Genomic DNA, 25,986 nt, shown 5'->3' with positions numbered 1-25,986 from the left:
TGGCAATTTGAGTTATCAGGTACAATAGAACTTATGGCGAAGGGAATTCAAACGCGGCACGTCTGCCGCGAGTGCGGCTACGAAACGCCGAAGTGGCTGGGCAAGTGTCCGGGGTGCGACCAGTGGGGAACGCTCGAAGAATCCATCACGATCACTCCGTCCAAGACGGCGATCTCTCGGTCGAACGGCGCGGCGTCGCTGGGATTGGTGACGCGCGCGCAGCCGACGCGTTTGACCGATGTTCCGAGCGTCGCCCTGGAAGGCCGCATGTCGGCGGGTCTTTCGGAGTTTGACCGGGTGCTCGGCGGCGGCATCGTGCCGGGCGCGCTGATCCTGGTCGGCGGCGATCCGGGCATCGGCAAAAGCACGCTGCTGACGCAGGCGGCGGGCTTTCTGGCGGCGAGCGGCGGGACCGTGCTGTATGTCTCGGGCGAAGAATCGGCGACGCAGATCAAGCTGCGCGCCGAGCGCCTGGGCGTCGCTTCCCCCAATATTTTGCTCCACAACGAAGTGGATGTGACGCTGATCGCCTCGACAATCGCGTCGGAGCGGCCCTCCGTTGTGATCATCGACAGTATCCAGACGATGCAGCACCCCGAAGTCGATTCGGCGGCGGGCAGCGTTTCACAGGTGCGCTCCTGCACGGCGATGCTGGCGCAGGCCGCCAAGGGTCACGGCATCCCGATCTTTCTGGTGGGCCATGTGACGAAAGAAGGCGCGCTCGCGGGTCCGCGCGTCCTGGAGCATATGGTCGATACGGTCCTGACCTTTGAAGGCGACCGGCACTACGCCTACCGCGTGCTGCGCGCCGTGAAGAACCGATTTGGCTCCACAGATGAGCTTGGGCTGTTCGAAATGCGCGAGGAGGGCCTGGCGCAGGTCGCCAACCCGAGTGAGATGTTTCTCTCCGAGCGCAGCGAGCGCGTCACGGGATCGTGCGTTTCTCCCATCGTCGAGGGAACACGCCCTCTCTTAGTCGAAGTTCAGGCGCTGGTGGCGCCGTCATACCTCGCCAGCCCGCGCCGGACATTTTCAGGCGTGGACACAAACCGCGTGAATTTGATTTTGGCGGTCCTGGAAAAGCGCGCCGGACTGGGGCTCGCCAAGTACGATGTGTTTGTCAATGTCGCCGGCGGCGTGCGTGTGGATGAACCCTCGGCGGACCTGGCGATCGCGGTCGCCACGGCGTCAAACTTTCGAGAAATCGCCGTCAACGAACATACGGTCGTCGCCGGCGAAGTCGGCCTCGGCGGCGAAGTGCGCGCCGTCGGCCATATGGAGCAGCGTCTGCGCGAAGCCGGACGCATGGGCTTCAAACGCGCGATCGTTTCGGCTCGTTCTCTTGCCGGCCTTTCCCGCGCGCGGCTCGGCATTGAAGTGATCGGCGTGGACAATGTCCATCAAGCGATTGAAAAGGCGTTCCGATCGTGAGGGCGCGGATTCGATTGACCGCGCTGCTCGCGCTCGCCCTTCTTGTGCTCTTTGGCGCCGCGTATCCCGTTATGGCCGCGCCGCGCCGCGCGATCATCGTTCTGACGCCGCCCGCGACGCTGAGCGACTGGATGGCGTCGCCATCCCCCACCCTCCACCGACTGCTGGAGACCGGCCAGTGCGCGCTCGTCAACACGCGCGCGGCGCGCATCCCGGACAATCGCGGACGGGAAAGCATTGCGAGCGCCGCGCTGACGCTGGGCAGCGGCGCGCGCGCCGCCTGCAATGCGCGTGATGTTCAATGGTCTTTTCTCTCCGCTCCGGCCTTGCCTGGCGTCAGCGCGGAGGATTTATTTGAGCGTCGAACCCTCGTACGCCGAGGCGGATTGTTTGTTGCGCTGAACTGGCCGCGCATCGTAGCCGCCAATCAAAACCTCGGATATCGCATTTCCCTGGGGAATCTCTGCGCCAGCCTCCATCGATCGGGGGTGACGGTCCTAGCCACTCAAGGCCCCATTGCGCCATTTGTCGCGTGTGACGACATCGGGACCACGAACGTCATTCGAGCGGACGACTTCGCAACGCCGCTGCTGACGCTGGGCAAGTGCTCCGTTATCATCGACGCGCCGGCTAACTGGCAAGATGCGGACCGCCTGCTGGCCGCCGCCATCCATTCCGCGGACGAGTTTGGCGCGCGTCTGATCGTCATTTCGCCGGCGGTGAACGACGCCGAGTATGCGCGCGGCGAACGCCTGGCTCCCATGGTTCAGTACGAAACGGGCAGAGGCCCAGGACTGCTGACAAGCCGATCCACGCGGACGCCGGGACTTGTCGCTAACACGGACTTCGCGCCGGCGCTGGCCGCTTATTTTGGCGCATCCCTATTGAGCGGACAGCGAACGGCGGACTTCACTGTCCGCCCGACGGCGCGCCCCACAACGGCGCTGCTCGGCATTCAGCGCCGCGCCACGGCGCAGCGGCAAGGAATGAAGCTCCTGCCGTATTTCGCCGTCGCCGGCGGCCTGATCGTCGTGCTGGCGCTGGCGCTTCGCCGGCGCGGCGGCGATGCTCCTTGGGATCTGACTCTGCTGCCCGGCGTCGCCATCGCCGCGTTTGCCCTCAGCACGTCGGCGGCGCAGTTTGGCGTCGCCTCGGCGATCCTGCTGACGGCGGCGTTGCTGCTGCGGCGCCGTATTGGGCCGGCAAACACCCTGCGCGGGCTGTGCGGGTTGATCTGGCTTGCCGGAGTCATCCATATGCTTGCGCCGCACGGACTGCTGAAGTTCTCGCTGCTGGGCTACTCGATCGTGGAAGGCGCCCGTTACTATGGGATCGGGAATGAGATGATGGGCGCGCTCGCCGGCGCGATGCTCGTGGCGGCCGCTGGCGCGGCGGCGACCTGGTCGCGGCGGCTGATGCTCGCGCTCGCGCTCGCGACAATCGGCATGATCGGATGGCCGCAGATTGGCGCCAAGGCGGGCGGCGTGATCGTTTCCGTCGGGACGCTGCTGGTTTACTTTGGCTCGTTACGCGGCGTTCGGTGGAGCGCGGGCCGGGCGGCTCTGGTGGTGGCGGCTTCGCTGCTCGCGGTGCTCGCCGTCGCGTTTCTGGATTCCCATCTCAATCCGGGGCGACAGTCGCATCTGGGACAAGCCATGGCGGAGATCGGGACATCGGGGCTTGGAGATGGATGGGATATTATCACGCGCAAGCTCGCCGTTGAAGGCCATCTTCTCTGGCATAGCGCCTGGGCGGTTCCCTTATGGAGCGCGCTTGCGGGGATTTTCATGTCGCGCTCGGCTGTCCAGCGTCTGAACAATGTCCGAACGATCGCCTTGTTCAATGCGGGGATTGCGGGGGTGCTGCTGTCGATCGCGTTCAACGACGCCGGGGCCGTCGCGGGCGCGCTCTGCGCCATGCTGCTCTGGTCGTATCTATCGCTCGTGACGACGGGCTCGAAGGCGGATCCGCGATCCGCCTTCGAGCCCGTGTCCGCGTGATGACTCGCGATGGGTTACATGCTGGACGAACTATCCATCATGGCCTTTTTGCCGGTGTGCTCGTAGGCCATCTTGTAGGCCGCGATCTTGTCCCAGACATCGCTGGAATCCATCACGTCGGAAAGGCGAAGGTTCGCCTTCTGCGCGATGAATCCAAAGCTCTCGCCGCGCTGCACCATGGCCAGCACATCGGTGAAACTCCAGCCGGTCTTCCAGGCGATCTTCGCCACGGTGGCCGTTTGGCTGTCGGTCAAGCCATAAGCCTTCGCGTGCTGAAGGTCAGTATAGTCCCATTTCGGATTGATCAGGGTCTTATAGTCGATGCTGCTGGAGCTGGACATGTCGTCGGCGCGGGTGGCCGGCGCGGAGAAGGACAGGACGGCGGCCGCGAGGGCGCCCACGACGCACAGGTTTCGGACTTTCATTATCATTCTCCTCATTCGATCTGGTTTTTGGGTAACAGTGTTGGAGTTCGGGATCTTGAGAACATCTCCATCAGAACGCCGTTCCCCTCGCTGGAGTTTTATCCGGAATGGGGAAGAACTAAACCTGCGCGTCGCCGCAGACGCCGTGGATAGGTACAATAAAGGACAGAATGAGCAGTAAGATCGATTCGTTTTTCGCGAAGAACGGCCTCCTCGCCAAAGCTCTGCCGGGCTTCTCGGTGCGACCCCAGCAGCAGGAGGTGGCGACCGCCGTCCTCCAATCCATGCGCAAGCGCGGCGGCGTCTCCCTGGTGGAGGCCGCCACCGGAGTCGGCAAGACGCTTTCCTATCTTATCCCCGCCGTGTCGATGGCGACTCCGGAGCGCAAAGTCGTCATCTCCACCCAGACTCTGGCGCTCCAGAACCAACTGCTGGAAAAGGATATCCCGTTTCTGCAGTCGATCTGGCCGACGCCCTTTGAAGCCGCCGTCCTCAAAGGACGCGGCAACTATCTGTGCCTTCAGGACTACGATGTCTGCCGGGGCGAGCTGTGGACCGCTGGTGATCCCCAGTTTATCCAGATCGGCAAATGGAGCGGGACGACCGAAACCGGCGACGTCTCCGAGCTCGATTTCTCCTATCCCGGCTGGATGGATATTCGCGCCAATATCGATACCTGCAAAGGTCAGGAGTGCCGCTTTTTCGACCGCTGTTTCTACTACAACATGAAGCGCGAGGCGCAGGACGCCAGCATTCTCGTGGTCAATCACGCGCTGTTCTTCAGCGATCTCGCCGTGCGCGGGCGCGGCGAACAGAACGCGAACCTGCTTCCGGATTACCATTACGTCATCTTCGATGAGGCGCACCACCTGGAGACCGCCGCCGCCGGCGCGTTCGGCGTCGCCTTCTCGTCGTCGCGCCTGCCCTCGCTGCTGGACAAAGTCAAACGCGCCTCGCGGCGTCTGGACCTGGATCAGGAGCGGCTGAAGGCGCTGGAGCAGTCCAGCCTGGAGCTGTTCAGCCCGTTCGCCGGCATCAACAAACCCGATTTTAACGTCGGCGAAGCCCTGGAGGGCCCGCACGCCCTGAAGAACGCGCAGACCCAGGTGGCGGGTGTCGGCGCTCTGCTGGACCGCCTCGCGGTGGAGCTGCTGAAACAAGACACCAGCGGCGACCCCATCGCCAAGGACCGCATCGACGGCCTACGACGCCAGTGCACTCGCGCCAAGGAAGAACTGGCGATGATCTTTCAGGGCGATGACGAAAACTATCTGCGCTGGGGATCGCAGAACCGGGGCGGCCGGCGCGGGCCGATCACGACTCTGCACTACACGCCGATCTCCGTGGCGCCCCTGCTCGGCCCGACCCTCTGGGCGCACAACCGCCGAGTCGGAGCCACACTGATTTCGGCGACTCTGTCCACAAATGGCAGCTTCGACTACCTGCGCGAACGGCTCGGCATTCCCACCGAGGACACGAAAGTCACCGAAACCCTGGTCGACTCCACGTTCGATTACGCCGCCAACACGCTGATCTATATTCCGCGCCGTCTTCCGCCGCCGAGTGAATCGCCGAGTTACACGTACGAAGTCGTCGAGGAGATCATTCGCCTGCTCGACGCCGCCAAAGGCGGCGCGTTCCTGCTGTTCACCTCGCATCGCGCGCTGAATGTCGTCCACGAGCAGCTCATGCTCGCCAACCTGCCCTACCCGCTGCTGCGGCAAGGCGAGATGCCGAACGCCCGTCTGGTGGAGGCGTTCAAATCGCAGGAAAACGCCGTGCTGCTCGGCGCGCAGTCTTTCTGGGAAGGAGTGGATGTCCCCGGCCACGGCCTGCGCCTCGTGATCATCGACCGGATCCCATTCGCCATGCCGGACAGTCCTCTGCACAAAGCGCGCGTCGACCAGATCACCGCCGGCGGCGGCGACTGGTTCAACGACTACGCGCTCCCGCAAGCCCAGCTTCGCCTCAAACAAGGCTTCGGCCGGCTAATGCGCGGCGTCGAAGACCGGGGCGTCGTCGCCCTGCTCGACACGCGTTTGGTCACCAAGCGCTACGGTTCGGACATTATGAAGTTCCTGCCGCGCTCACCCGTAACGCGGTATATCGAGGACGTGACGAAGTTTTTTGCGCCGGAAGAGGAAGCGGCGAGCCCCATCCCCCCGCCTCGCTGAGGGGATGGGGCCAAACAGAAATTTATGAAAATCTACACAAAAACCGGCGACGCCGGGGAGACGAGTTTGTATGGCGGCCAGCGCGTGTCCAAGGATGCGCTGCGCGTGTCGGCGTATGGCACGGTGGACGAGTGCAATGCGTTTCTCGGCGCCGCGCTGCCGCTGATCGACGACGCGCAAATCCGGGCCGTAATTCTGCGGATCCAGGGCGAGCTGTTCGAGGTCGGCGCCGACCTCGCAACGCCGCAAGAACGCGGCGACACGGTTCCGCGCATTCAGAACGACGCCACGGAGCGGCTGGAGGCGGAGATCGATGCGTTTGAAACGGAGCTGGAGCCGCTGCGGAACTTCATCCTGCCGGGCGGCTCGCCCGGCGGCGCGCAGCTGCATGTCGCCCGCGCCGTCAGCCGCCGCGCGGAGCGGCTGGTCACGACACTGGCGGCGCAGGAGTCGATCAGTGATGAACTCCAGCGCTATCTCAACCGCCTCAGCGATCACCTCTTTGTTCTTGCTCGCCTCGCAAACCATCGCGCCGGCGTCGCCGAGCCAATCTGGGAGCGCCCCGCGCGCCCATAAGCCAGCATCGCACGCACTCATCGAAGGAGACACACCATGTCCGAAATCGTCGTGGGAGCCGCCGCGCCCCTATTTACCGCTCCCGCCGTCACTCGTGAGGGCGAAGTTACCGTCTCGCTGTCTGAGTATCTCGGTAAGAACGTCGTCGTTTACTTCTATCCCAAGGACGACACGCCCGGCTGCACCACCCAGGCGTGCGGCTTCCGCGACCATCGCCCCGACTACGAAGCCGTCGGCGCCGTGATCCTGGGAGTGAGCCCCGATGACACGAAATCCCATCAGAAGTTTTCCGAAAAGTTCACGCTCCCCTTCCCGCTCGTCGCCGATCCCGACCACGCCATCGCCGAAGAGTATGGTGTTTGGAAAGAGAAGACGAATTACGGAAAGACGTATATGGGCATCGAGCGCACGACATTCGTGATCGACAAAGAAGGCAAGATCGTGAAGATCTACCCGAGAGTCAAAGTGGACCAGCACGCCGAGAAAGTCCTGGAGTTTTTGAAGACGCTCTAAGAGTAATCACAACAGCCCGCTCGATATCGAGCGGGCTGTTGTGATTCGGATACGGAGCGGATTTCAAATCCTAGGGTGTCGCCGGAGGCGCGTCTGCGGCGGCGATATCCGATGTGTTTGATTAGAATGTTAGAACGAGCAAGGTGATTTCTAAGATCCTGCGAGCGCCTTATCAATCGCCGCAGAGAGATTCTTTTCTCCTTCGGCGCCGTCGTAGCCAACGAACCCGACCGCGACCTTGCCGTCCTTACCGATCACGAACTGTGTGGGAATGCCCGAGACTTTGTAAAGCTCGGACGCGATGTTCTTCGCGCCGCGCCCCGCCGGATCGAAGTAGAACGTCATCGTCCAGCTCTTGCGCTGTTTGACCCATGGCGTGAACGCCGACTTGTCATCCCAGGAGCAGACCGGCATGAACACGACGTCCTTGCTTTTGTACTTCTTCGCCAGCTTATCCGTGGCCGGGAGAGAAGCCTGGCAAGGGCCGCACCACGTAGACCAGAAGTCAAGCACGACGACTTTGCCCGCGAAATCTGCAAGGTGCGCGGTTTTGCCCTTGACGTCTTGAACCGCGAAGTTTGGAGCCACGGTTCCTGTAGGGAGGATGGGTGGTTCTGCGGACTCCTGGTCCTTCGGCGGCGTATATACCGTGGCCGTCGCGGGAGGAGTCATCGAAAACGTTGTATCAGGAAGCGGCGTATCCCCCAATTGGAAGCCGCTGAAATCAATTTGCAGAGTGATATGCTGACCTACGGACTTTGTATCAACAGAGAAACGATCGGGCAGTCCGGTCTGCTGGTTCACATACGTGTGAATTGTCGTAGCGCCTTTGCCGTCAGGATACACTTCAATGATGTGATTTATCGGCTGTCCATTTAATTGGCCGGAATAGGAACTGACTTTGCTGGGGGAAGTCCCGCCGATAAACATCTGGTCTGAAAATGGGTGGCTGCCCATGAGTAAATGCGAAAGTACGGCAATACCGAGCCTTTTGTCCGGCGGCATGACAGTCAAGCCAGTCATCAGCTCTCCTTTTTCAATGTTACTGTATCGGTTGCCTACGGGATCGTAGACATATCCGCCGTTCAGAGAAGAGATGATTTTGCCGATCTCTTTTCCGGAATCGAGTAAACGATAGGAGAACTGTTCAGGCTGCTGCTTGATAACTTCCACAGTTATGGGTGAGGTATGGGACGCGCCAATACCGGTCAGCGTCACAACACTCGTGAATTTGATTGTCTTTGCCGCTCCAATCTTGGATACCGTGGATGCAAGCAGTGCTTTCGCCTGCGCCGTGTTCGCGACTGCGGCGGCGGATTTTGCATTGTCCGCCGCCCAGGTGCGAGGCTGCGCCGATGCAACGATGACAGGCAGAGCCGACAGCTGAAGCGCCGCCATAAGGAATCCACGCCTCGCGGTGTTGGATTGAGAGAGATAAGCCATGATTTGCCTCCAGAACGAAGTGCTTGGTTTATTGTGACATACACTGTGACACGAAAAGCCCGGTCAGGTTGCGCCCGACCGAGCTTTTATCCAAAGAAGGTAGAAATTCGTATGTTTGGCCGATAAATCTCTGCTATTTCGTTCCCAGCGATGTGGACGCGCGCGGAATGAGATGCGAGCGCAGGCGGACGGATTGGCCGTTTTTGTCGCCTTGCAGGGCGCGCAGCAGGAGCCGGCCGGCTTCTTCGCCCATGGCTTCAATCGGGGGGCGGACGGTGGTCAGGCCGCGCGCGCAGGAGCGTGGGTCGTCGTCGAAGCCGACCAGGCCGAAGTCGCGCCCTGGGGTCCATCCATGCTCGGCGGCGACGTCCATGACGGTGAAGGCGGTGTCGTCGTTGGGCGCGATCACGCCATAGGGCTCCGGGCCTCGGCGCAGCGGCTCCCACTCCTTGGTGAAGAACGACTGGGAGAGATCGTACATCCGTGTCGGCGCGATCGGGCGGTCGTACGGCTCCAGGGTTGTCGATTCAGGAGAATATAACCGCAGGGTCTCTTCCGGAAGACCGGCGTGGCGGATCGCCGTACGCGCGCCTTGAATGCGGTCGGTGATCCATGCGTCGGCGAATGGGACCATGAAGATCAGGCGCTGATATCCCTGGCGCAGCAGATGCTGGGCGGCCTGATAGCCGGCGAAGCTGTTGTCGTAGAAGACTTGAGCGAGCGGCGGCTGGACTTCGTGCCAGGAGATATAAACCAGAGGCACGTTCTCGATATCGACGGCGCGCACGATCTCGTCCGAAACATTGGGGGCGTCGCAGAAGCCGACGACCGCGATGGCGTCGGCGCCGTCGGCGCGCACGGCGGCGATGCCGTTGTGGATCGATGCGGCGTAGTCTTCGGGAAGACCTTGCGGACACGTTTCCTGATTTTCGCCGCGCCAATGATAGTAACGCGTGGCGCCGCCCGCCTCCGAGAAAACCTGCTCCAGAGCGCGGATCGCGAGACAGGACCAGAAGATCTCAATATCGCTATAGCTCATCGTATCGATGCGCGACGCGGTCACGATGCCCAGCGTCATGGAAGCGGGTTTGCCTGACAGCATCGCCGAATCGTAAAACGGCTCCTGTACGCGGGCAATCCGTTTCTCCGCGATTGGGACCGCCGGCGCCGCTCCATTCTCAGGACCGGCGCCGTTGCTCTCCGCCGGCGCGGGGTGTGAAACAAACGTGCCGCGCCGGTCGTAGGTCACCAGCACGCCGTCCGCAGTGAGCTTCGCGATCGCCTGCTGCGCGGTAGACAAGGCGACCCCGTATTCCCGCGCGAGGTTATGGCGGTTGGCGAGCATCGAACCCGCCGGCAGACGCCCGTCCTTGATCTTCGTCCGGATATCCTCTTCAATTCGCTGGTACGCAGGGACACGTACCGAAGGGGTTTTCTTATTGGATTGAGTCGCGGAAGGATTCGCCATAATATTTATTCGCCAATTTTCATAAGCAATACAACTGTATCTATAAGTTGAGTATAACACGTGTATTGCCGATTGTCAACGAAATCGCCGGGATATTCGCAATTCCCATCACGATCGGAATCCGCGCTTCGGTAAAGAATAAATTTATTGCAAATATACTATTGACACGCAGAACAAGCCATGGTATATTGATATTAGCAATATCGATACAGTAGTATCCATCCAGAGCAAGGCGCTCTCGAAAAAGAGAAACGCAGTTCACATCCAACCCAATAGCTTCGAGTAGGAAAGGTCTTATGCACATGAAACGAACAGGCTTTACGTTGATCGAACTTCTCGTTGTGATCGCAATCATCGCAATCCTTGCCGCTATCCTTTTCCCAGTCTTCGCCAAGGCGCGCGAAAAGGCTCGGCAAATCACCTGCGCTTCCAATGAAAAACAGATCGGCCTTGGAATATTGCAGTACAATCAGGATTACGATGAGATGTTCCCGATGCTGCACTACAACGACGGCGCCGGACAGGAAGTTCGCTGGTTTGACGCCGTGAGCCCCTATATCAAGAATGGCCAGATTTACACCGGCAGCGGACATTACAGCGGCGCCGGCGGCATCTGGCATTGCCCATCGACCGCGGCCGATCAGCCCGCGACCTACGGCGCCAACTACGATCTCTTCCGCGACGGGCAGCCTTACATCGGTACGGCCACCGTACAGGGCATCTCCGTGCTCGATGCTCCGGCCGACACTGTGATCGTTGCGGAAAAAGGCCAGAATGACGGCAATTCCAGCTGGCTCCAGTTCCAAACCTGGGAGGGCAACTGGACAAACGGCGGCGGAACCGCCGCCAATGATTATGCCTATAGCCCGCATCTGGATGTCACGTCGGATCACGATTGCGACTATTCCGCGAACATGAGCGCGGCGCCGGGCTGGAGCAACTGGAACGGCTGCTCCATGATGCCCCGCTATCGGCACACGGATATGAGCAATTTCCTGTTCTCCGACGGCCATGTCAAAGCCATGCGAAAAGGATCCATCAACTGGTATAAGAACATTTACGTCAAGGGCGCCTACCAATTCGGTACTCCCAACTAAACAGATCCCACACACGCAGCGAGCACTTGCAAACAGCCGCGCTTTCTCGGAAGGCGCGGCTGTTTGGCGCATATTCAGAAATGGAATCCATTGGCCATGACGGCGGGACTTATCAAAAGAAACAGCGCGTTCGCGATTCTCGCAGCCGCCGCGCTCTGGCTGAGCTTGGAGGCGGTTGGCGCGCATGCGGCGCCAAAACCGGGGCGGACGCCGGCAAAAAGCGGCCGGCTCCTGCTGGCGCACTACATGCCCTGGTATCAGAGCAAGGATTTCAGCGGCTCGTGGGGGTGGCACTGGACCATGAACCACTTCGACCCGCAGCGCGTGACCGGAGGGCGTCCGGAGGCGGCGTCGAAGTATCGCCCGCTCGTCGGTCTCTACGATTCCAGCGATCCCGATCTTTTGCAATGCCAGGCGCTCTTGATGAAAGCGGCGGGGATCGACGGGGTTATCGTCGACTGGTATGGGCGCGACGATTACTACGATTACGCGGCGACCAACCGCAATACCGAGCAGTTCGCCGCCGTCGCGCGGCGCGCGGGCCTGCGCTATGCGATCTGTTACGAAACGCAAACCGTACCGAACGAGATCAAGGGCGGCAAGCTGCGAGCGGAAGACGTCGTCGCGCACGGACAGGATCTGATGCGATGGATGCAGAGCGCGTATTTTTCCTCACCGGCGTATGTCAAGCAAAATGGCCGACCCGTCTTGCTGTCCTTCGGAGATCCCTACTATCACGACGCGCAGTGGCGTCAGATCTTCTCGGCGCTTCCGGCCCAGCCGCTCTACATCACCGAGAACGACCGGAGAATGCCGACCGCGTCCCAGGGCGGCTTTGACTGGCCCGCGCCCGGCGGCGGAACCGCCGGGGCAAAGCGGGAGATGGACAGCTTCTACCAGCGCGCGGGCGCCTGGCCGGCGTTTATCCCCGCCGCTTATCCCCGATTTGACGATATCTATCACGAAGCCGGCGTCGGCCCGTCCTGGGGACATATCGACGATCGTGGCGGCGCTTCCTATGCCGACACCCTGGAGCGCGCGCTCAAAAGCGCCGCGCCCATGGTGCAGCTCATTACCTGGAACGACTGGGGCGAGGGCACTCAGATCGAGCCGTCGGTCGAGTTCGGTTATCGCGATTTGGAAACGACGCAGCGGCTGCGCCGAAAGTACGCCCCGTCGGCGGCGTCCTACTCGGCGCAGGATCTGCGGCTGCCCGTGCAATGGTACCTGCTGCGCAAGCGCTATCAGAAGCAGCCGGCGGCATACCAGAAATTGGCCGCCTTCTTCCCGCTAATGGCCTCCGGTCGGACGGCGCAGGCCCGGAAGCTTCTCGCGCACTATCAATAGACGGCGATCGGCTTCATCCCAGCTTCACGTTGCCGCTGTAAAGTGTATTCACAAGAGACGCCGAATGAACCAAAGTTCGGCGTCCGCACCATGACACACTTTTGCAGTGAAAGGCGGGAGCCATGAAAAAGCGCCAATCGATTTCTTGTCTATTGTTTACGGCGATGTCCATCGGTCTCGGATCGACGGCGTTTGCGGCGAGTTCGCTCAATATCAATTCCGAACGCGGAGCGGTCGCCGCACGCGAGGTCGGCGCCCAGTATGGCGTCGATATCCGGCTGAGCGGCATTCGCCGGCAGCTCGTCACTTTCAGCGTCGTCAACGCCGATGGTCCCGGCGCTCGCCTGGACGCCGTCAATACCCTCGCGAACGCGCTGGGAGCGACCTTCACCAAAATCTACGTCGTGACAAAAAGCGAAGGCGACGCGCCCCAGCATGCGCTGATCGATTCCACGGCGCGCGTCCCCTTCTCCAAGACATCGCTGAGCGCCGGCGACGCCATTGCGCGGATCGCGGACGCCGATGACGCCGTGGCGCAGGTCGCCGGGGATATCCAAGGCTCCGTCACGCTTTCCGCGCCCGGTCTGACCATCGCCCAGGCGATGAACGAGATCGCGGCGCAAACGCATACGTCCTGGAAAACCATGTATGTGCTGACGCCACGTGGGTCACAGCTCGCGGCCGATCAGCGGATCGTCGGCCATACCGCCTCCGGTTCGCCCATTCTCCAGATGTCGAAGATCTTCTACGATAATCCGGCGCGGGACGCGATGCTCGCCCGCGAAGCCGAGGACGCCCGCAAGAAAGCCGAACAGGAGCAGCAAGCGATGCTCGCCGCACAAAAGCAAGCCTCCGCCCAAACGGGGGCAAACGGCGCGGCCGCTAACGCAGCGAATGCGACGGGAGCCCAGGGCGGCAACGCGAACTATCCAAACGCGCCCTATCCTTACTCATATCCCAGCGCCTATAACAACGGCAGCGGATTGATCGTGCTTGGCGCGTCAAACTATCCCAATAATGCAGCCGCTTACTATGGAGCGACATCGAACGGTCGATAACCCGCTCGAGATAAAAGATCGACGAAATCGCGTCCGATGGGTTAGACGCCCGTCGGGCGCGATTTCATTTTTCTTGTGGGACAAATTTCAGAAATTAACATCTAAAGTCAGGGCTCAAATATGCCACAATGAAATGAGGAGAGAAGCGATTCTCCCAAGAACGCACACGAACCAAGAATGAACCAGGAACAACTTATGGCTGAGGAACAAACGACGTTCGATCATGTCGACCGCGACGCTGAAGACGTCGGCTGGCGCGTCCGTGATCTTCTGCTGGGAGCCGCGGAAGCTTACCGGCATTGCAATCCCGTCGCGCTGCTTGAGCTTTCGCGCAGCGGCGATCTGTCTCATCACACGGCCGCCTACCTGGAGGACCTCGCGCGGGAAGCCGACGCCACCGGTCTCGCGCACATCCGCGCGGCGACTTATCTGCGGGAAGCCGCCGCCCTCAAGCGCTCTCATCTTGGCGACACCAGCGAAACCTGATCCCCTCCCCGTCTTCTCCCATGCCGGCGTGTTCGCGGCCGCCCACCGGCGCGCCGGCATTTGTCCGTATAATTGACGCCGCCCTCGTAAAAATGCCTGGTTCTTCCATCGACAAAACCTTCTCTTGAGTGTACAATAGATCGCAAGGATTGCTTCCATCGTCATACACAGGTTTCGATTCTCAAAACCAGTGAAGCGTTTGGAGCGACATAACGCGCCGCCGCGTATTCAGGAGAACATTGCTCAACCATGAAGACAGTCGCACAATCGTTCTACAGCCTCGCCCTCGTCGCCGCATTGGCCGGCGGAGCGTGCGCCGCCTCGCGTGACACCATCACCCAGAAGTCCTTCGGAACCGCTCCCGGCGGGAAGGCCGTCAGCCTTTACACGCTCACGAATAAGAACGGCGTGCAAGTCACAATCACCAACTATGGCGGCATTCTGACCTCCGTCAAGACGCCGGACCGTCGCGGCAATTTCGGCGATATCGCCCTGGGCTTCGACAGCGTGTCGGGATATGTCAAGAACCCTGGCCCGTACTTCGGCGCTCTTGTCGGCCGGTATGCGAACCGGATCGCCAAGGGCCGCTTCACGCTCGACGGCAAAACGTACCAGCTCGCGGTGAACAATGGCGTCAATCACCTGCACGGCGGCAAAATCGGATTCGACAAGAAGATCTGGACCGCGAAGCCGCTGCACCGCGCCGGCGGCGTCGGCCTCGCGCTCACGCTAGTTAGCCCGGACGGAGATGAGAACTTTCCCGGCGCGCTGACGGTGAAGGCCGTTTACACGCTGTCCGACGATAACGCGCTGAAGATCGATTACACGGCGACCACCAGCAAGGACACGATCGTCAACCTGACGAACCATTCCTACTGGAACCTGAACGGCGCGGGCAATGGCGACATTCTGGGCCAAACCATGATGCTGAACGCCGATCGCTATACGCCGATCGACAAGACCTCTATCCCGCTCGGACCGCTCGCTCGCGTCGCCGGCACCCCGTTCGATTTCCGCAAGGCGACACCAATCGGCGCGCGGATCGACAAGGACAACCAGCAGCTCAAGAACGGCGCCGGATACGACCATAACTTCGTGCTGAACCAGCCCGGCCACCAGATGATCCTGGCGGCGCGCGCTTATTCGCCCCAATCCGGCCGTGTCCTATCCGTATTCACCGACCAGCCCGGCATCCAGCTCTACACCGGCAACTTCCTGGACGGTACGTTCAGCGGCAAGGGCGGCAAAGTTTACAAGAAGCACTACGGCTTCGCTCTGGAAACCCAGCACTATCCCGACTCCCCGAACCAGCCGAAGTACCCGACCACCAAGCTGAAGCCCGGTCAGGTCTATCGGTATACGACGATCTTCAAGTTCTCCACGCGGTAATTTACGGCGCACTAAAAAACGGCCCTCCGAGAATTCTCGGAGGGCCGTTTTTTACGGGTAAGTCTTCTCAGTAAATATTGTTCACGACAAACGTCTGGACGGTATTGGTAGGAAACCAGGACCAGAATTTCTTGCCGCTCAGCGTGGTGTCGGCGTGATAAGCGTACATATCGCCGCCGCTGGTCTGGGTTGCCCAGCGGTCGACTCCGCCTCCGGCGTTTCCATTCACCGTACTGTATTTCGACAGGTCATAGTTGATCCACTGCGCCGTCCCATAGTTCGTGGTCACCAGCACCAATCGGTGATTGGCGGCGTCGTACGCCGCCACGGTGTTGCCCTCGCCGCCGTCAATCAGGGTCATGCCGGGACGGATATGGCGAGTGTACTGCGCTAGCACGTAATACTTCGGATTGGCGAAGCCGACCCAGTTATCGCCGGGGTTGGACTGGATCAGGCCCCAGCCGCCGCTGTCGAACGGCTGCCAGTAGCACCAGACACGTGGGTGCAGCCAGCGCATGTCCAGGTTGAGATTGCTCGCCAGCGACATGCCGGTGGCGTCGCCCTCGCCGTACTCCGAGTTCCACAGTTCCTTGCCGGCGGTCTTGGCCGTGCTGTACAGACCGGACCGGTTTCCGCCGCCGCCCTGATAGCCGTGCGTGTTGATCTGGCCGACGCTGGATTTTGACGCCGTTGTGAGCGCATTCCAGGATGAGATCTCGCCATCGACGGTGTTCTCGTCGGACGCCGAGATCGGCGTGGCGTTAAGACCGCGATTGTTCATCTCCGTGCGCAGATAACCGATCACGGCGTTCTGCGTGGACATATCGAAGTGGCAGCCCTCCTGGTTGCCAGGATACTTCCACCAGCTCGAACTGGATTCATTGAACGGCTCGACGGAGGTAAAGGTCACGCCCCAGTTGTCGTGGGAGTACTTTGCGACCGTCGCCATATAGACCGCGAACGACTGATAATTCCAGGATTGGAGATTGTCGCCGCTGCCGCTATTACTGCCCGTCGTGCTGGAGTTGATGCACATCCACCAGGGCGGGGAGTTGGAGAACAGCTCAAAGACATTCACGCCGCGATCGCGGGCCTTCCACATCATGTTCCGCTGATTGGAATCGACGGTCCAGTTCCAGCTGGACGAAGTTGGGCTGGAGCTGGCCCAATCCAGCCAGTAGGTGGGAATCATTTTGAACGCCGGCAGCGTCGACGGATTATTGGGCGTCGCCACGCTCCCGCCCACATTGATCGGCTGCGTCCCCGTGCCGCCGACATTGTAGCGTACGACATTGAATCCGAGCCCCGGAAGCGACTGCGTACCCTGGTTGCTGGTGAACGCCACGGTATTCGTGGTATACAGCACGTTCGCCATATCGTCGCGGGTCCCAAATTGGTTCGCCCACCAGGCGAGAGAACTCCCCCAGCCCCTCCACGTTCCCCAGCTTGTGGCGGGATTGACCGTCGTCGTATAATCGGCGCGCGCGGCCATCGGAGCCCACACACTCGCCAGCAGCACGGCCGCCCCCAATCGTAATGCGCCTGCGGATCGAAGCATCTTTGCCTCCATACATAATAAAGAAGCCGGCGATTTGCATCGCCGGACATTCTCATTTGTTCTGAGCTGTTAACCTCGAGGCGAGCTTGTCCCGGGCGGGACAGGAGCGCCGGTCGGTTTACCGTAATTCGCCGAGCTTTTGTCAAGCCAGGGCGGCACGCCGGGCGTGTAGCTGCCGGCGGGCGGCTGCGCCGGGCTTACCGCCCGCCAGCCAAAATACCCGACAAAGCCGATAATCACGACGATCGCGCCAATCACCACCAGCGGGCTGATCTCTTTTTTCATTGCGGCGCCTTTCTTTCGCGTTTACGCTAGTCTTGTTTCGTCGTCCACATACCGAAGTACGGCGCGGGCGCGGAGTTCGTTGTTGACTGAGGGCACTTATTGAGCCAGCTGGCGTAGCTCGGATCGGTGGCAAGCTTCTCGCTGCCCTGCTGCTGGATGGTCTGTTCGTAGCGCATCCACTTCACATGTCCGTCGCAGAACGCATAATTCGAGCCGCCGCTGTGTCCAGTCGCTCCCGCCGGACCACCGTTTTGTCCGTGCAAGTATTCACCATCATCGCACCAGTTATCCTGCGCCCATCCGACTTTGATAAAGTGATAGGCATTCCAGCGTTCCGAAAGTGCAATCGTGGTTGCGGGCGACGTAATGCCCGCAAGCTTTGTTCTTGAAAAGCTCCAGTCTCCGAACCAATCGCCATTATTGTTACCGGGGGCAAGCGTGATGCTGTAGGATGTAGTTTGCGGCGCCTGCCCGGTAATCAGATTGGCGTTCGCGTCCCGATCCTCTGCGCCCCGGCTGTAGGTATCGTCAGGACAGGAAAATACACCGACGCTTTTGACATAGGGCATAATCTGCGCGCACCATGAGCTATCTGGATGTGTATCATTCCCGTAGGCATAGGGATTGACTTCATCGTTGTCCTGGGTGTACTGCATAATACCTAGTCCGATCTGCTTAAGATTGGACGCGCAGCTGGTCTGGCGCGCCTTTTCCCGGACTTTCGCGAAAACTGGAAAAAGAATGGAGGCAAGTATCGCAATAATAGCGATGACAACGAGAAGTTCGATCAAGGTAAAACCTTTTTGTGCGGAGCGAGGGGCGATTGTACTCATTATCAACTCTCCTTGGTAAATGTGTTTCGTATAAGATCAAGTACTTGAGCAATGACCAATGTTATCATAGCTTCGAGAACCTGTCAAGTACTTGAGCAAGATATTTTTCAAAACGATTTTCTCGCGTTTTTGCGGTATCCGCCCTTGACAGTGACAGCAACGTTTGTTAGAATGAATGAAAGGTCAAATAGTTGAGCACACCGCCCATGCAAAAAAGAATGTATAAATCGTCCGGCCGGCCCACCCTCAGCGACATCGCGACGCAGGCCGGCGTTTCCGTCAGCACGGCGTCGCTGGTGCTCAGCGACAAGGCCAAGCAGCGGCGGCTTTCCGACGATGTCGTGGCGCGCGTTCGCAAAGTCGCGGCCGATCTGGACTACTCCCCCAACCTGCTCGTACAGTCCTTGCAGCAGGGGCGCACGCATACGCTGTCGTTTTTCAACGGGTTCCGCACGCGCAGCCATAATGACCTCTACATGGACCGTTTGACCACGGCCATCGAACAGGCCGGCGGGCGGCTGGGATATGATATTCTTATCTACTGTGTTTTCGAGCGTTCGGTGGAGGAGACTTACCGGCATTTGAACGGCGGACGATGCGATGGGGTTTTGATGTTCGCGGCCGAGCCGGACGATCCGCTCCTGCCTTACCTGCGCACGTCGCGCCTTCCCACCGTGCTGGTGAACAGCGTGGACACCAGCGGCGCGCTTTCGTGTGTCAAGGAAGACCACGTCGGCGGCCTGACACAGCTCGCGGATCAGCTCGTGGCGCTTGGGCACAAACGGATCGCGGCGCTCGGCAACGTGCCGGGCGGCAATCGCGACGCCGATCTGCGCATTGGACTGCTGCGCCAGCTGCTCGCGGACCGGGGCGTTCCCATCTCCGATCGCTGGATCATCCACACCGACGACAACCAGTACGACGACGCCGCGAAGGCGCTGCGTTTTCTGATGGCCGAGCCAACACCGCCCACCGCGCTGTTCTGCTGGCACGACCGTCTGGGCTATCAAGTTTTGGAGCACTGTGAGCGGATGGGGATCGTGGTGCCGGATCAGCTGTCGCTGATCGGATACGATGGATTGCGATGGCCGGCGCAGGCGCGCCATGTCCTTTCCTCCGTGGAGGTAAATATCGCGGGATTGGCGGACGCCGCCGTGACGCTGCTGCACCGTCAGATCAATGGATTGACGGAAGCGCCGATCTGCCAGGAGCTTCCGGTCATCATCACCCCCGCAGGCACGACCCTGGCGCGAATCTCATAACGGAATTCGCGTTTCCATCGAATGGAAGATTCCCCTAAGACTATCCAGCGGCGGCGTGGGCTTCAGGCAAGTATGTCGAAATAACTGTTTGGCGCAACGTGGGGAACGCTGCCGGAGGCGATCCGCTGAAAAGACGACGCCACCGCGCATTCGAGATCCGGTGAGGATAAACAGCGGCGCAGATAATCACTCGGATAGATCGCGATCGATCGGTCCGGCGAGGCGACCGCGAAACCGCGCTTGCCGGCGCGTGTGACATGCGCCCACTCCCAGCGGAACCGGCTGACAAGCTGATCTCCCCACAACGCGCCGATCCCGATCGCCATCGCCGCCGGATCGACCTTAGGGCTCCGGTCCATCAGCTTTCCCAGCAAGCTGCTTTGCTGCTTACGGACCCGCCGAACTTCCTGATCGATCGCCCGCACGATGCTTTCCGGCGGGCTGCCCAGCGTCACCTCAGTAAACCCCAGGATCGCCCGCTGCGCCACGGACCGCATGTTCGTCAGTTCCTGGATCGTCAGCTCACGCGACGTAACACGATCCGCCGGCCGATTGATTTCGCTGGCCGCGATCGTCTCCACCACCAGAAAAGGACCGTCGCTCCCATCCTGCGGATCCGACGCCGCCGGCTTGCGGAAACGCAGGTTCTCCTGGCCTACCTGCATCGTATGTCCATCCTGCACGACCGTCTTTTGACCGATCATATAGCCGAGGATGGCGTCGAATCGATCCATCGTCTGCTGAGCCACGCCGTGGCCCGCCGTCAGCATCGCAAGGTCCGGCGCCCCGAAGAAGTCGGCGCCATAGGTCCGCATCCATATTTTCGGCGTGTTCGGGAGGTTGTACTTGACGCAGCCGACATAAAAGAGCGGAATTGGCAGGCGGCGCAAATGCTCTACCCGAGAAGCGGCGACGCTTCTTGGGCTGAAGACGCCGGCGGGAAGCGATGTTTGCGCGGCTTCACTCAAAACGACAATGGCGCCCATGAGTTCGAGAACGCCGGCGATCGCGGCCAGAGCCACGCACCGGCTCATCGGATCGACCTCGGGGCCTCGGTGAATCAAGAGCATATTCGCCTTGTGCGCGTACGCCTGACGCTTTAACGGCTCGCCGTAATGCGCGGGAGGAAGACACCGGTCCAGTACAGACTTCGGCGCCGGCGCATCGAAGCCGACCATATCGACAGCGTGAACTCCCCACTTCACACGGCCGGCGAACGTTCCCGAGTCTGCGGGCGCATCGAGGCTTTCGACTTCCGCGAACTGAGTTTCGGGATCATAAGCCCGCAGATGCCTGCGAAAATCATCCACATTCAGCGCGATCGAGGATTCGAAGAGAACGACATACGCCAGCGGCTGCGGTTCGGCGCCCGAATGAGCGATCGGTCCAAATATCGAATCCAGCATAAAAAACTCCGTCTTACACAAGGTTTACATGATTATATCATGGAAACAATCGAAGGAGCCTCCACATCTGGAGGAAACACGTAAGCGTGCGATCCTGGCGAATTTCGGGTAAAATAGCGCGGTAAAACGTCCAGAGCGACAACTCGATTTGTAGGAGAGTGCATCAGATATGCCGGTCACGAATAGATATTATGGGGGATCATCCACCGGAGCTGGGAAGATCGTCTCGGATTTCGGCCTCTGCGACATTAAGGGCGGTTATATCTACACCGCCAAGCTTCGCCCCAAGGGCCTGCTGGCTGTCGTTTTCTTCTCCCCCGAAACCGCCGCGTCCGTCAACGTGCTGAAGGCCGTTCAGGAGTGGACCGGCGAAATTGAGGCGAGCAAATGGTCGGCCGTCGGCGTCGCGACCGGCGACCGCGAGGCGATCAAGCAGTTCGCCGAAACCAACGGCATCGACAAGGTTTCCCTGCTGGTGGACTACGATTTCTATCAGACGCGCAGCTGGGGCATCTCGCACATTCCGAGCCTGTACATTATTTCGGGGAAAACCGGACGTGTTCTGGAGCGCATTGTGGGAGATAGCCCCGCCGAGCTGAAGTCCGCGAAGGACCTGCTGAGCGGGGAAGTGTCGAAGATCCTGGCGGCGGAAGCCGCTGCCAAGCAAGCGGAAGAAGAAAAGAAGGCCGCCGAAGCCGCCGCGAAAGCCGCTGAAGCCGCAGCTAAACCCGCCGAGCCCGCGAAGGCATAATAAACTGCCCCGGGGCAAGCCCCGAAGTATTGAGAAGGAGACTGCGATTGGTGAGACTGCTCAAGCGAGCGCTAACTGTGGTGCGTGCTTCAGAGTTGCGACTGAAGGCGCTTTAGGACAAATAACGGTACCGGGCGAGTCCCGAGGTATCGACTCCCGTTGTCAATAATAGAATGTCATTTTCCAAAACGATACAACGCGAAGTTGACGGAGAGTCAGTGCCAGGGACATATCTCCAAGCCTTCATAAAAAATGGTAGGCATTTTTTCGTAACAGAAATCAAAATCTATAAAGACGGCATGATTGACTGCTGGGGATTTGTAGACTTTGAGGGGTTCCAGGAGAAAATACGTAGCGGCTGGGTGAGAACACGTTTACCGGAAGGAGCGCGTGTCTCTATGATGGAATCTCTTAATTTCACGGCTACGGATGTCAAAGCAGGAGTGGAGGAAGTTGAGTTTGTCAAACAGGTGGCTGACGAAATCCTTTCCTTGAATAAAAAACCCACTTCTGCTCATTTCTGTGGCGAGGCGCTTCGTCAATATAAACAGGACCCAACGGAAAGTAATCGTGAGCGTTTGCGAACAGCTTATGAGGCGGTGCCGAAGCATATGCGCCTATTCCTGGGTGATATGGACTCAAAAGATTGGGAATACAAACGTATTCTCGATGAAAAAAACTCCGACTAGTCGTAAGCCTGGTTATCGGAACGACAGTAGGCATGACTCTGTGCGGGCGGTTCTTAGGCCTGGAGGCTCTGGCTATCTAGAACGCACCAGCGGGGCGCACTGGAAGTGCGGATATGTCTATACCGCGAAGCTGCGCCCTAAGGGTCTGCTGGCTGTCGTTTTCTTCTCCCTCGACACGGCTGCGTCGGTGAACGTCTGAAAGCCGTTCGGGAGTGGACCGGTGAAATCGAGGCGAGTAAGTAGGCTGCCCTGGGAGTAGCGAGCGAAGATCGCGACGCGCTCAAGCAGTTCGCCGAAACCAACGGCATCGACAAGGTTTCCCTGCTGGTGGACTACGATTTCTATCAGACGCGCAGCTGGGGCATCTCGCACATTCCGAGCCTGTACATAATTTCGGGGAAAACCGGACGTGTTCTGGAGCGCATTGTGGGAGATAGCCCCGCCGAGCTGAAGTCCGCGAAGGACCTGCTGAGCGGGGAAGTGTCGAAGATCCTGGCGGCGGAAGCCGCCGCTAAGCAGGCCGAAGAAGAAAAGAAGGCCGCCGAAGCCGCGAAAGCCGCTGAGGCCGCCGCAAAACCGGCCGAGCCCGCGAAGGCGTAATCTCGCTGGAATAATTCAAAAAAGAGCCGCCGGACAAGCCCTAGCGCCGGCGGCCTCCACCACTGCGGGGATGGAAAGATAAGGAGATCACATCAAGTAGGACGCCGCGTGATCCCCATTTGTTCCGACCATTTGTTCGTTAAATCCCTCTTTCTCAAAATCCCTTCGCGATTTCTTTCCACACCGGAAAACTTGAGGTCTGGAACACTGTCATTCGACATGCTTCGCGCCTCGTCTGGAACAAGGCGCACCTCCGCAAAACGCAAGTCGACAGTCAAGCCACCCCGTAATTCGCTCCCGATGTCCCACGCTCATGCGCCCCCTCCGCGTGGGACGTCGCTTCTCCCAATTTTCTACCATTCCCAATCAAGTATAATAGGACGGGAGAACAGAGATATGCAGTTTCGTAAAGCCATGACGGAGGACCTCGAATCGGTCATGAGCATCGTCGCCGAGACCGTGGTCGAGATGCAGCGTTACGGCAACCTCCAGTGGGACGCTCAGTATCCGGACCGGGCGCGCTTCCAGCAGGACGTCGCCAGCGAAGCGCTCTATGTGGTGGATTTTGAAGGAGAAGTAACGGCGTTCGTCACGGTGGACGAAGTACAGCCCGATGGATACGCCGGCCTGAACTGGAGTCGCAATACGCCGCCGCTGGTCGTCCACCGCCTCGCCGTCAGCACGGCGCGGAGAGGCGCGGGCGTCGCGTCGTTTCTGGAGCAAAGCATTTGCGACCTCGCTCGCCACTCAGGGCACGATCACCTGCGCGTCGACACCTATTCCACAAATACAGCGATGCAGGCGTTTTTGCTCAAACGCGGCTACATCTCTGTCGGCGAGATGTCATATCGGGGCAGAGAGCTTCCGTTCTACTGCTACGAGAAGCCGCTGTCATAAATCGAGTGTGATGCGCGTTTCCCCTATCCCGCTTCTGACAATTGTTGCTTGCTCATGACCGACCATTGCCCTCTGGATCGAACCAGATGCAGCAGGACTTCTTCTCCAGCGCCATAGTCACTGTCGCCCATTGGGTTGTATTTGGAATACATCGTGACATCCGCTCTGTCCGGCCCATTTCTTCGCATTTGCGTCATTGAGATCGAGACACCGGGATAAATAATGGGCGCCGTCTGCCGTGGATGATGCTTAAGAATGTTCCGCGCATCCGTCCCCATCTGAGATTGCTTCTTTGCCGCCGTGAAAAACCTGTGGATGCTCTCGATCACCGGCCCGCTGGGGTCATAACAGCCGCGATGAGCGGCCACGGACAAATATTGAGGCCCTGCGTCATTGAACTGCTTAAGGTAGAAGTCAAACGCGGCAATTTGGATTTGTTCGTATTGCTTCGGCGCTGGCGTACGCGCCGGTCTTGCGTGAGGCGCGGCGATGGCGGCGCCGGCTGGCGTAAGGCAAAACCCTAATATCGAGGCGACAAGAATTCCGCGAACGCAGATTGCGGTCATGATGGAGTGTCTCCCTGGTATCCCATAAGCCGAACGGCGATGAGACGAACGTCTCAATCAAATCAGTCCCTTCTCTTTTAAGCTCACAAAGCAGCCATCGCCAATGACGATGTGGTCCAGCAGTTCAATCCCCATGATCTCTCCCGCCTCCATCAAGCGCTTCGTGACCGTAATATCCTCGCGGCTCGGCGTGGGGTCTCCGGACGGATGGTTATGCGCGACAATAATGCTTGCGGCAGAGGACGTCACCGCGTCCTTAAAAACTTCCCGAGGATGCACGATCGAAGAGGAAAGGTCGCCGATGGAGACCGTTTTGATGCCCAGCACACGGTTCTTCGTATCCAAGAGCAGACTCTTAAGCGTTTCTTTCTTGATGTAACGCAGCTCGGGCATGATCAGGTTGGCGACATCTTGCGGGCCGGCAATCGCGGGACGGTCGTCGTCGGAGAAGAGAGCGAGGCGATGGCCGAACTCGATCGCGGCCTGGATTTCGGCGGCTTTGGCGAGCCCCAGGCCCTTGACGGAGGCGAGCTGGTCGAGCGTGGCGCTCGCGATGCCCTTGACGTTGCCGAATTCCGCGAGGAGAAACTCGCCCAGAGAGACCGCGCTCCGCTCGGCGTTGCCGGTGCGGATCAGAACGCCGATCAGTTCGGCGGTGGACAATGCATGCGCGCCGTACTTCGCCAGTCGTTCCCGGGGCCGCTCGTCCGTCGGCAATTCTTTGATGGTTGGGCTGTAGCGATTGATCGAAAGCGCCGGCGCCTCAGCGTCTTCAGCGGACGCGGGATTCGCGTTGCCGGAGATAAGAGTGAGCGCGGTGGCGGGAGCCGAGCGCGCCCGGTTTTTGGGTGGAGGAGCCATCGCGGCCGGAGCAGTCGTCTCCGGTTCGGGGGATGGAGACCAGAGCAGCGGCCGGGCCTGTTTCACGCGATTTGCGGGATCCTGTTCGCTTTCAGACATACCGCTATCGTAGCACAAAAACGTCCTTTTACAGCAACTTAACGGCCGTCGCTTTGACCGGTAGTCGCGTCCGTGCTACAATGGGCGAAGCAAGATTTTTCTGCCTCGTTCATCGTTCCGGAAAGGAAAACAAGTACATGCGAGCAGTGCACAAGACGACGACTCTTGTTGGAGTTGCGATGATGGTGAGTCTCGGCTTGACTTGCCGGCCCGCCCACGCTCAATACCATATTGGTGGGATTAACTATGGCCCATCGCTGCCGCAGGAAAACTTGACGGCAACGTTCACCCAGCCGGATGGAGGGGTGACCAATAAGGCGTACAGCGGATATGTCCTCCTGGACGTCAAAGGAGTCGGTCAGTCCTATGGGACGGATTACAACGACGCCTTCTATCTCTACACAGGGCAATTCGCGGGCAGCCCGGCGAACGGGCATGATTTCGGCAACTATCAATTGGCCTTTGATTCACAGCCGCTTGTGATCTTCAACACCAGCCGGAACGCCGCCAATTTCATTGTCGGAGCCTTGCCGCCTTACAATCCACTTCACGACTATCAATTTATTCTGAACACGGGTCTGTCAATTCCAGAACAGCTTCACTTCGGAGTAAGCGACGGTGGATTTAGCGACAACACGGGGGAATATCAGATCAATGTGAAGCAGCTAAAGCCAGTCCCGGAAGCTTCCCAGGGCGCGGTCTTCGGTGTTGGCGCGTTTGTCCTGGGTATCCTGGCGTTGAGGGCGCGCAAGAAGACTCGGCGGGCATAGCT

General features: G+C 59.7%; 25 protein-coding genes. 16 read left to right on the top strand and 9 right to left on the bottom strand.

Features of this window, described 5'->3' with window-relative positions:
• The first annotated feature begins 33 nt into the window (after window positions 1–33).
• A complete protein-coding gene (gene radA / locus D5261_RS22335) occupies window positions 34–1,431 on the top strand; it encodes a DNA repair protein RadA (RefSeq protein WP_119321951.1) in 1,398 nt (465 codons plus the stop codon).
• Entirely contained in the window at window positions 1,428–3,431 is a 2,004-nt protein-coding gene (locus D5261_RS22330; RefSeq protein ID WP_218025617.1) for a hypothetical protein, read from the top strand. The genes radA and D5261_RS22330 overlap by 4 nt, the downstream gene beginning before the upstream one ends.
• A 14-nt stretch (window positions 3,432–3,445) precedes the next feature.
• On the opposite strand, the gene D5261_RS22325 is transcribed toward D5261_RS22330, so the two are convergent.
• A complete protein-coding gene (locus D5261_RS22325; RefSeq protein WP_119321954.1) occupies window positions 3,446–3,856 on the bottom strand; it encodes a hypothetical protein in 411 nt (136 codons plus the stop codon).
• A 170-nt stretch (window positions 3,857–4,026) separates the two neighbouring features.
• Here D5261_RS22325 and D5261_RS22320 point away from each other — a divergent pair, with 170 nt between their 5' ends.
• Genes D5261_RS22320 through bcp form a run of 3 tightly spaced genes read left to right on the top strand, consistent with a single transcriptional unit; the run spans window position 4,027 to window position 7,119 of the window.
• A complete protein-coding gene (locus D5261_RS22320) occupies window positions 4,027–6,030 on the top strand; it encodes an ATP-dependent DNA helicase (protein ID WP_119321955.1) in 2,004 nt (667 codons plus the stop codon).
• A 24-nt stretch (window positions 6,031–6,054) separates the two neighbouring features.
• The gene (locus D5261_RS22315; protein ID WP_119321956.1) at window positions 6,055–6,606 is read left to right on the top strand and encodes a cob(I)yrinic acid a,c-diamide adenosyltransferase; all 552 of its coding nucleotides are present in this window, start codon (window positions 6,055–6,057) and stop codon (window positions 6,604–6,606) included.
• Window positions 6,607–6,642: 36 nt separating this feature from the next.
• Window positions 6,643–7,119 (top strand): thioredoxin-dependent thiol peroxidase, encoded by a 477-nt coding sequence (gene bcp, locus D5261_RS22310; RefSeq protein WP_119321957.1) that lies wholly within the window; start codon window positions 6,643–6,645, stop codon window positions 7,117–7,119.
• 150 nt (window positions 7,120–7,269) lie between these two features.
• Here the strand turns inward: bcp and D5261_RS22305 are convergent, their stop codons facing one another.
• Window positions 7,270–8,562, bottom strand: a complete 1,293-nt coding sequence (locus tag D5261_RS22305; RefSeq protein ID WP_119321958.1) for a TlpA disulfide reductase family protein — start codon at window positions 8,560–8,562, stop codon at window positions 7,270–7,272.
• 133 nt (window positions 8,563–8,695) lie between these two features.
• The gene (locus D5261_RS22300; protein WP_119321959.1) at window positions 8,696–10,030 is read right to left on the bottom strand and encodes a substrate-binding domain-containing protein; all 1,335 of its coding nucleotides are present in this window, start codon (window positions 10,028–10,030) and stop codon (window positions 8,696–8,698) included.
• Between the two features lie 302 nt (window positions 10,031–10,332).
• Between D5261_RS22300 and D5261_RS22295 the strand changes: the two genes are divergently transcribed.
• The 5 genes from D5261_RS22295 to D5261_RS22275 all read left to right on the top strand — a co-directional run bounded on the left by D5261_RS22295 (window position 10,333) and on the right by D5261_RS22275 (window position 15,407).
• Window positions 10,333–11,127: a DUF1559 family PulG-like putative transporter gene (locus tag D5261_RS22295; RefSeq protein ID WP_218025618.1), complete on the top strand. Its 795-nt coding sequence runs from the start codon at window positions 10,333–10,335 to the stop codon at window positions 11,125–11,127.
• A 96-nt stretch (window positions 11,128–11,223) separates the two neighbouring features.
• On the top strand, window positions 11,224–12,474 hold the full coding sequence (locus tag D5261_RS22290) for a glycoside hydrolase family 99 protein (RefSeq protein WP_125206034.1): 1,251 nt from the start codon (window positions 11,224–11,226) through the stop codon (window positions 12,472–12,474).
• A gap of 122 nt (window positions 12,475–12,596) precedes the next feature.
• Window positions 12,597–13,532: a hypothetical protein gene (locus D5261_RS22285; protein WP_125206035.1), complete on the top strand. Its 936-nt coding sequence runs from the start codon at window positions 12,597–12,599 to the stop codon at window positions 13,530–13,532.
• 195 nt (window positions 13,533–13,727) lie between these two features.
• Complete coding sequence (locus D5261_RS22280) at window positions 13,728–14,018, top strand: hypothetical protein (RefSeq protein ID WP_119321962.1); 291 nt, start codon at window positions 13,728–13,730, stop codon at window positions 14,016–14,018.
• A gap of 249 nt (window positions 14,019–14,267) precedes the next feature.
• Window positions 14,268–15,407 carry an aldose epimerase family protein gene (locus D5261_RS22275; RefSeq protein ID WP_119321963.1) on the top strand — a complete coding sequence of 380 codons (1,140 nt, stop codon included), beginning with the start codon at window positions 14,268–14,270 and terminating at the stop codon, window positions 15,405–15,407.
• Window positions 15,408–15,474: 67 nt separating this feature from the next.
• Here D5261_RS22275 and D5261_RS22270 read toward each other — a convergent pair whose 3' ends face one another.
• The 3 genes from D5261_RS22270 to D5261_RS22260 all read right to left on the bottom strand — a co-directional run bounded on the left by D5261_RS22270 (window position 15,475) and on the right by D5261_RS22260 (window position 18,083).
• On the bottom strand, window positions 15,475–16,965 hold the full coding sequence (locus D5261_RS22270) for a glycoside hydrolase (protein WP_218025619.1): 1,491 nt from the start codon (window positions 16,963–16,965) through the stop codon (window positions 15,475–15,477).
• A gap of 69 nt (window positions 16,966–17,034) precedes the next feature.
• Complete coding sequence (locus D5261_RS22265; protein ID WP_119321965.1) at window positions 17,035–17,250, bottom strand: hypothetical protein; 216 nt, start codon at window positions 17,248–17,250, stop codon at window positions 17,035–17,037.
• A 26-nt stretch (window positions 17,251–17,276) separates the two neighbouring features.
• A complete protein-coding gene (locus D5261_RS22260) occupies window positions 17,277–18,083 on the bottom strand; it encodes a DUF1559 family PulG-like putative transporter (protein ID WP_119321966.1) in 807 nt (268 codons plus the stop codon).
• A 218-nt stretch (window positions 18,084–18,301) separates the two neighbouring features.
• On the opposite strand from D5261_RS22260, the gene D5261_RS22255 reads away from it, so the two are divergent.
• On the top strand, window positions 18,302–19,345 hold the full coding sequence (locus D5261_RS22255; protein WP_165864265.1) for a LacI family DNA-binding transcriptional regulator: 1,044 nt from the start codon (window positions 18,302–18,304) through the stop codon (window positions 19,343–19,345).
• Between the two features lie 62 nt (window positions 19,346–19,407).
• Here the strand turns inward: D5261_RS22255 and D5261_RS22250 are convergent, their stop codons facing one another.
• Window positions 19,408–20,751, bottom strand: coding sequence for a hypothetical protein (locus D5261_RS22250; protein ID WP_119321968.1), 1,344 nt, complete (start codon window positions 20,749–20,751; stop codon window positions 19,408–19,410).
• A 169-nt stretch (window positions 20,752–20,920) separates the two neighbouring features.
• Between D5261_RS22250 and D5261_RS22245 the strand changes: the two genes are divergently transcribed.
• The 4 genes from D5261_RS22245 to D5261_RS22230 all read left to right on the top strand — a co-directional run bounded on the left by D5261_RS22245 (window position 20,921) and on the right by D5261_RS22230 (window position 23,688).
• Complete coding sequence (locus D5261_RS22245) at window positions 20,921–21,502, top strand: peroxiredoxin family protein (protein ID WP_119321969.1); 582 nt, start codon at window positions 20,921–20,923, stop codon at window positions 21,500–21,502.
• A 173-nt stretch (window positions 21,503–21,675) separates the two neighbouring features.
• Window positions 21,676–22,191 (top strand): DUF7638 domain-containing protein, encoded by a 516-nt coding sequence (locus D5261_RS22240; protein ID WP_119321970.1) that lies wholly within the window; start codon window positions 21,676–21,678, stop codon window positions 22,189–22,191.
• A 327-nt stretch (window positions 22,192–22,518) separates the two neighbouring features.
• The gene (locus D5261_RS22235; protein ID WP_119321971.1) at window positions 22,519–22,791 is read left to right on the top strand and encodes a hypothetical protein; all 273 of its coding nucleotides are present in this window, start codon (window positions 22,519–22,521) and stop codon (window positions 22,789–22,791) included.
• 396 nt (window positions 22,792–23,187) lie between these two features.
• Window positions 23,188–23,688: a GNAT family N-acetyltransferase gene (locus tag D5261_RS22230; RefSeq protein ID WP_165864266.1), complete on the top strand. Its 501-nt coding sequence runs from the start codon at window positions 23,188–23,190 to the stop codon at window positions 23,686–23,688.
• 23 nt (window positions 23,689–23,711) lie between these two features.
• Here the strand turns inward: D5261_RS22230 and D5261_RS22225 are convergent, their stop codons facing one another.
• Window positions 23,712–24,254, bottom strand: a complete 543-nt coding sequence (locus tag D5261_RS22225) for a hypothetical protein (protein WP_119321973.1) — start codon at window positions 24,252–24,254, stop codon at window positions 23,712–23,714.
• A 57-nt stretch (window positions 24,255–24,311) separates the two neighbouring features.
• Complete coding sequence (radC, locus tag D5261_RS22220; protein ID WP_354673132.1) at window positions 24,312–25,001, bottom strand: RadC family protein; 690 nt, start codon at window positions 24,999–25,001, stop codon at window positions 24,312–24,314.
• Between the two features lie 350 nt (window positions 25,002–25,351).
• Here radC and D5261_RS22215 point away from each other — a divergent pair, with 350 nt between their 5' ends.
• Window positions 25,352–25,984, top strand: a complete 633-nt coding sequence (locus D5261_RS22215) for a hypothetical protein (protein ID WP_119321974.1) — start codon at window positions 25,352–25,354, stop codon at window positions 25,982–25,984.
• Window positions 25,985–25,986 lie beyond the last annotated feature (2 nt).

The organism is Capsulimonas corticalis, assembly GCF_003574315.2.
Lineage (GTDB): Bacteria > Armatimonadota > Armatimonadia > Armatimonadales > Capsulimonadaceae > Capsulimonas > Capsulimonas corticalis.
The sequence above is the reverse complement of the archived record's forward strand: the minus strand, read 5'-3'. Positions and strand labels throughout refer to the sequence as shown.